This is a genomic window from Salimicrobium salexigens (assembly GCF_900156705.1).
GTDB classification, from domain to species: domain Bacteria; phylum Bacillota; class Bacilli; order Bacillales; family Halobacillaceae; genus Salimicrobium; species Salimicrobium album.
The window spans coordinates 1-4,605 of sequence record NZ_FTOK01000025.1 but is presented as its reverse complement, the minus strand read 5'-3'; the positions used below and the strand labels follow the sequence as shown (position 1 = coordinate 4,605).

4 protein-coding genes are annotated in these 4,605 nt (G+C 43.0%); 3 read left to right on the top strand and 1 reads right to left on the bottom strand.

Annotation, left to right across the window (positions count from 1 at the left end; genetic code table 11):
• Positions 1-235: 235 nt before the first annotated feature.
• Complete coding sequence (locus BW931_RS13175) at positions 236-1,069, bottom strand: polysaccharide deacetylase family protein (protein ID WP_076572928.1); 834 nt, start codon at positions 1,067-1,069, stop codon at positions 236-238.
• Between the two features lie 140 nt (positions 1,070-1,209).
• Between BW931_RS13175 and BW931_RS13170 the strand changes: the two genes are divergently transcribed.
• From BW931_RS13170 to BW931_RS13160, 3 genes are all read left to right on the top strand, one after another.
• Positions 1,210-2,274, top strand: a complete 1,065-nt coding sequence (locus BW931_RS13170) for an FUSC family protein (RefSeq protein WP_076572926.1) — start codon at positions 1,210-1,212, stop codon at positions 2,272-2,274.
• A gap of 23 nt (positions 2,275-2,297) precedes the next feature.
• Positions 2,298-3,830, top strand: coding sequence for a glycine betaine uptake BCCT transporter (locus BW931_RS13165; protein WP_076572924.1), 1,533 nt, complete (start codon positions 2,298-2,300; stop codon positions 3,828-3,830).
• A gap of 224 nt (positions 3,831-4,054) precedes the next feature.
• A complete protein-coding gene (locus BW931_RS13160; protein ID WP_076572922.1) occupies positions 4,055-4,411 on the top strand; it encodes a hypothetical protein in 357 nt (118 codons plus the stop codon).
• Positions 4,412-4,605: the final 194 nt, after the last annotated feature.

Here is a 4,605-nt window from a genome sequence, read left to right as displayed (position 1 = left end):
TTTTGGTCGACTCAATCATAACGGATGTACCATGGCTTTTTCTATACCCAAAATGGGGATAGATCGTTGTTGCATTTCATTTTACAATTAAGCAATGTCATACTAATAAAAGCGGTTAAAATATTCTATTTACAAAAAGGGTTAAAGGAGGAATTTCATAAAAAAACTTCCGCCGTTTATTAATGATAAATCGGCGGAAGCAATCCCTGAAAACTGAAATTCGGCACCTTCCCTCTTAAGGTAGTTTGATCTGGGCGGGGTCAAGCAATGTATAACCTTTCTCTCTTAAACCTGAAATGATATCGTTCAAAGCTTTGTTCGTCCATTCGCGATCGTGCATTAACAGATTAGCCCCGTCACGCAGCAACGGTGTATTGACCATAATATCAGCAAGGCTTGAGGCATCTGTATACTCCTCGTTCCAGTCATAGCCATATGTCCAGTTCATAAGGAGCATCCCCTCTTCCTTAACGAGCTGCTCGGAGTACTCTGTATTCTGCCCGAACGGAGCGCGAAAGAAATCAGGGCGCTTTCCGATGATTTCCTCGATTTGATCACTTACTCCTACAATTTGTTCATACTGCTCTTCTTCTGTCAGGTCCTGCAAAGAAGCATGGGTTTCCGTATGGTTACCGATAGGAAAACCCAGGTCGTGGATCTTTTTAAGTGTGTTCTTTTCCTCCTCAGTATCCAGAAAATGGCCATTAACAAAAAAGATAGCAGGAGCTTCTTTTTCTTTCAGTTTTTTAGCCATTTCAAGTGCGTGCTCATCCGGAGCGTCATCAATTGTGAGAAGCGCTACTTTACTCTCGCCTTCCGCCGCCGGAGCAAATGACCAGTCTTCCTGCAGAACATACTTATCACCGGCAGTTTCCTCTTTCTTCTCGCGTTTTTCCTCATCTTTCTCTTTTTTCTTTTCGGCTTCACTTGTCTCTTTCGCTTTTCCTTGTTTCTCTTCCTGGTTCTGTTCATTCTTCTCCTGGCTTTCTCCGGTGCCTGACGTAGCGTCACCGGTGCTGCTGCAGGCTGAAAGTAATAGAAAAATCGCCACCATTAACCATTTTTTCATTTTGAATCCTCCTGTCTAAATATGTAATATCCTATAATTATAGTACAGTTTCCCCATATTCACTATTAATATAAGAAGATTTGTATTATAATATGGAATCGTGACTTATCGAGACGCTATCTGAAGGTGGTCTTTTTCAAATGATGCAGTTTTTGAAGCGGTTTAACTTGTTTGGAGGGCGTACGGTAAAAACCGGGATATCGGTGTTTATTACGGCACTAATCTGTTCTTTTTTCGATCTGCCTGTCATTTTTGCCGTCATTACTGCTGTAGTGACTATTGAACATACAGTTGTCGCCTCTATCCGGAAAGCGGCTGTGCGCTTTCCGGCCGCTGCAATAGGGGCACTGATTGCGGTAATGATGTATTCGATGTTCGACAAAGGAGCCCTTGCTTATGGGCTCGCAGCAATGTTAACGATTGGGATATGTCATAAACTGAATCTCGATGACGGTATTACTGTTGCAACGATTACTGCAATAGCCATGATCCCTGATTTCGGGGACAACGAAATTGTTTCGTTTATAGTAAGGTTGGGTACTACATCTATTGGTATCGTCGTTTCTACTCTTGTGAATTTCTTTCTACTCCCTCCCAACTATACAACTACGATCCTGAAAAATCTTTACATGATGAACAGAACCGCCAGCCAGTTGCTTCGTAAAATTCTGCTCGATATTACGGACGAATCCAGGCAGAAGACTTCCTTCCTGAGGCGGTTGCACCGTCAGCTTACAACCAGACTCGAGCGTACGGAAGTTCTTTTGAATTTCCAACGTGAAGAATGGAAGTATCACAGGCACTCAAGGGGCGATCTAAAACAGCTTGTGTATGTGAAAGAACACTTATCGTTGATGCACCAGATTGTGTATCAGCTCGGTAATATGCTTTATGCCCGTGAGACTACACCTTCATTTGATGAAAACGAAAAAGAATTGATTTTGTACCTCGGGAAACTTTATGCCCAGGTGATTACAGACAAAACTCACAAAATAAGTGAGGAGCAATTCAAACTCGTGGAAGACCTCGATCAGCGTCTCTGGGAATGGAGAGAACATCACATTGAGCAGAGGTATGGATATCGTCATCATTTCGTCGCGGAAGTAGTGCTTATTTATGAATTATTGTCTTTTCATGACGTGCTCGAAGAAATGCACCTGTTGACGAAAAAGCACGAAGACCATATCATCACTTATGATGATTAAAAACAGGAAAGGATGAAAGCTTGATGAATCAAGTAACAAAAGTATTCTATATTTCAGTAGTTATTGCGTTCTTATTTATCGGATGGGGAGTTGTCCCGGACAGTGTGCTACCTAATGCTAACCTGTCCAACGTTACATCGCAGATCCAGGGGTTTCTTACCGATAAGTTCGGCTGGTTCTATCTGCTCTCTACTACAAGTTTTGTAATTTTTGCTATATACCTAGTGTTCTCCAAGTATGGAAAACTTAAACTTGGGAAACCGGAAGATGAACCGGAGTATCCGTACATTACCTGGTTCGCCATGCTTTTCAGTGCAGGTATGGGTATCGGGCTCGTCTTCTGGGGCGCTGCGGAACCGTTGTCCCACTTCCACACTCCTGCAATAGAGGGACAGGAAGCACAGACACCGGAAGCTGCTTATTCTGCCATGAAGTACACCTTCTTCCACTGGGGAATACACCCTTGGGCGGTCTACGCGATACTGGCTCTGGCTCTTGCGTTTTTCAAATTCAGAAAAAACGCTCCTGGAGTTATAAGTACGGCACTCGTACCTTTGCTCGGTGAAAAGAGAATTCAGGGCCCTATAGGGATCACCATCGATTCCATAGCAGTATTTGCTACAATTTTCGGTGTCGCTACTTCTCTCGGTTTGGGTGCACTGCAGATTTCCAGCGGTCTTTCGTTTACCATACCGGGTCTGGAAGATACCTTCTTCCTTCAACTTATCATTATCGTTATAGTAACCTTCCTGTTTATGATTTCTGCTATGACAGGATTGAACAAAGGAATTAAGTATTTAAGTAACACCAACATCGTTTTGGCGATTTTACTGCTTATTTTCGTTATTTTCGCCGGACCTACAAACTTTATCATGGATTTCTTCACCACTTCCTTCGGCAGTTATATCAGAGACTTACCGTACATGAGTTTTCGTCTGACTCCGTTCTCTCAGGATAATACCTGGATAGAGGACTGGACGATCTTCTACTGGGCATGGTGGATTTCCTGGGCACCTTTCGTAGGTACGTTTATCGCCCGTGTATCGAGGGGACGTACTATCCGTGAGTTCGTTCTGGGTGTCATGCTCGTACCGACTGTATTCGGCGCTCTGTGGTTCTCCGCCTTCGGTGGTACTACAATTGGTCTTGAGTACTTTGACGGTATAGATGTATTTTCCGACATGTCGGAACTGGGTACGGAAGTAGCCCTGTTCTCAGCTCTTGAACACCTCCCTCTCGGAGGCATCATGTCTGCTGTAGGATTGTTGCTGATCAGTACTTTCTTCATTACGTCAGCTGACTCTGCAACATTTGTACTCGGTATGCAGACGACAAACGGAAGCCTGAACCCAAGTCGTAAAGTTAAGTTCACTTGGGGTATTATTCAGGCTGGTGCCGCTGCTGTGCTGCTATGGCAAGGTGGTTTAGGTGCCCTTCAGACGGCAGCCATCATTTCAGCCTTCCCGTTTGCTTTCATCCTGATACTAATCTGTTTCTCACTCATGAAAGCATTCAAAGAAGAAGAAAAACTCGTCGATTTAAGAAAGAAAAAATAATTTGTTAAGCACCCGAGGCTATTAGCCCGGGTGCTATTTTTATGAAAATATACGGAACCTCTTGACGCTTATCAGAAGAAACAACGATCTGTAAAATTTCGATGACATGACCGGAGTCTACAAATGGGTGTCTTTTTCATAACATTTTAATTACATCCCCGGAGTAAACTTTTTTGTTTGTTATTGTTGATGGGAGAGTTACAAGCGAAGGAGATGGTCAGACTGTGAAGTACTCTTTCCTATTCATTTATATAGTATTGTTTACCCTTACCCTGCATTTAACTGCTCCGACTGTGGATGTCATTTATGCTGATGGAAATGACTATGACCTTATAGTCGTTTCTGATGAAGATAACCGGACTCCGAAGTCCTATATGAACGCATTGCTCGAATTCAAGGCCTCTGCTCCCTATTCCTTCAATTTCTCCAAAGAGAAAGTTAATGAACGGGAACTCTCCCGCCCGTTAACGGACGAGCCTGCTATAATCATTATGAAAGATGGCAAGACAATCGGAAAAGTCTCAGGAAACGATTTGAGCACGAATAAAATCGTTGATGAACTTAACAGCATACTATCCTGAAAAAGCCATGAGCATGCGCTCATGGCTTTTTTCACGGCGTGGAAGCTTTTAACACCCTGCCTATATTTTATATATCAAAAAAACCCTGCAGAAGGAATTTGAACTGTAACCCTGAAAATGGACAGTTTAATAAAAAGTGCTAGGCTGCTATAAGATGACCTCGGTATTGAGCCGGGGTCATTTTTTGTAAGGAC